At 64.9% G+C, this 1,138-nt stretch carries 3 protein-coding genes; all 3 read left to right on the forward strand.

Translation table 11 applies throughout. The annotated features are described in order from the left end of the window. The first annotated feature begins 77 nt into the window (after nt 1–77). The 3 genes from L810_RS42615 to L810_RS42625 are packed head-to-tail and all read left to right on the forward strand — an operon-like array spanning nt 78 to nt 1,130. A complete protein-coding gene (locus L810_RS42615; RefSeq protein ID WP_042978378.1) occupies nt 78–368 on the forward strand; it encodes a hypothetical protein in 291 nt (96 codons plus the stop codon). Next, the gene (locus L810_RS42620) at nt 365–790 is read left to right on the forward strand and encodes a hypothetical protein (protein WP_021164285.1); all 426 of its coding nucleotides are present in this window, start codon (nt 365–367) and stop codon (nt 788–790) included. The genes L810_RS42615 and L810_RS42620 overlap by 4 nt, the downstream gene beginning before the upstream one ends. Nucleotides 791–794: 4 nt before the next feature. Then, nucleotides 795–1,130, forward strand: coding sequence for a hypothetical protein (locus L810_RS42625; RefSeq protein WP_042978379.1), 336 nt, complete (start codon nt 795–797; stop codon nt 1,128–1,130). The last annotated feature ends 8 nt before the right edge of the window (nt 1,131–1,138 follow it).

Here is a 1,138-nt window from a genome sequence, read left to right on the forward strand (position 1 = left end):
CCCGCCACAGCGTGATCATCGCGTGGCCGGATCTGGCGACATCCGATTCCTCTAACTTCAACACCTGATAGACCGACGTGCTCGACTACACCGTCTCGTATTCTGACCTGACCGCATCAGCCGAAAGGCAGATCCGCGACTATATGACGTTCGCCGCGGCCGCCGGCGACGATGCCGAACGCAGGGCACTGCATGCATCCGCTGTCAGCCTGTTCGCATACTGGCTCGGCTTCGTGAACGCCGCCCGAAAGACCGTCGACGACGCGGGACGGCAACAACTGCAGCGTGATGAGCACCGGTTGCTGGATCTGGTCAGCGCCGCGGCCGCGTCGTCAGCGGGTAACACAACGGAGCACCGCGCGTCATGACCGCTGCCTTCGACCGTAACGCCGCGCTTGCCGCCGTGAAGCTGACGCTTTCCGACGCTATCGCGCGCGACTATGCGAACGCGCTGTCGATCGACCGTTACGCGGGCGCCGGTGCGCTGGCGCATTGGCCTCCCAATCCGCATCGCTGCCACGAGCAGGTCGCGCGCTGGCTGCAATCGCATCCCGGCGACACGCCGGTACGCGGTTGGCTCGCAGACGGTGGCGACGGCGCGCAACAACGCTTCGTAGCGCACTCGTTGGTCCGTAGTGCATCGGGCGCGTTGCTGGATGTCGCGTTTGCGCGGCCGCCGTATGAGCAACGTTTCATTGAACACCCGGCGGCGGCAGGCGACTTCCTCGCGCTCGTCCTCGGCGACCCGCCGGTGTCCCAACTGTTCGTGTCGATTCCCTGCAGGAGTTAATACCATGGTCCGCTCTTCCCGGAAAAAACCGCCTGCCCGACCGGCGCCCCAGTACGTCAGTGGCGTGGTGTTCACGCTCGCCATGCGGACGGGCGATGTCCAGGTGATCGGCATACCGTTCGAGCACCGCGGTCGGACATGGGCCGTTCATGCGATCGTCGGGCGCGATGATGTCCCTTGCTATGCGGTTTCCGACGTGCTGACAGGCATGCACGTGCCAAACAGTGAGGCATCGAGCATCGACGCGTCGCGTGCGGCCGCGATTGCCACGCTCGACAAGGTCACGGACGAGAGTTGGGCCGATACATTCGGGACCGCTCAAACCGCGACGGCCGAGTGACAACCTGC

It is taken from the genome of Burkholderia sp. AU4i (assembly GCF_000466765.1).
In the GTDB taxonomy this organism is placed as follows: Bacteria; Pseudomonadota; Gammaproteobacteria; order Burkholderiales; family Burkholderiaceae; genus Burkholderia; species Burkholderia cepacia.

Coding starts and splice junctions, on each gene's coding strand:
- L810_RS42620 (WP_021164285.1), top strand. CDS start 365: ATGACCGCTGCCTTCGACCGTAACGCCGCGCTTGCCGCCGTGAAGCTG.
- L810_RS42625 (WP_042978379.1), top strand. CDS start 795: ATGGTCCGCTCTTCCCGGAAAAAACCGCCTGCCCGACCGGCGCCCCAG.